Origin of the sequence: Erythrobacter sp. HI0063 (assembly GCF_001635685.1) — a bacterium.
Lineage (GTDB): Bacteria > Pseudomonadota > Alphaproteobacteria > Sphingomonadales > Sphingomonadaceae > Qipengyuania.
On the sequence record NZ_LWFF01000041.1, the window covers coordinates 1 to 224 of the forward strand.

At 67.4% G+C, this 224-nt stretch carries 1 protein-coding gene; it reads right to left on the reverse strand.

Features of this window, described 5'->3' with window-relative positions:
• A partial coding sequence (locus A3736_RS01630) for an ATP-dependent helicase C-terminal domain-containing protein (RefSeq protein WP_156501924.1) occupies positions 1-224 on the reverse strand: 224 nt, incomplete at both ends.

Here is a 224-nt window from a genome sequence, read left to right on the forward strand (position 1 = left end):
GCACCCGCACTTCCACGCTGGGCGCGTCGTCCCCGGTATAATCGATCGCGTGATGCGTGCCCGCAGGCGACACGAATTCGCGCGGGGCCAGCCGGTCAAGCCTCTGGCGGCTGTCCCAATCCAGCAGGCCGAGCACAGCATCGGTAAGACGCCCCTTCGCCAGCGCGAGATCGCGGCGCCCCTGCAAAAGCGGGGTCAGCCAAAGCTCGGCATTGTCCGAAAGC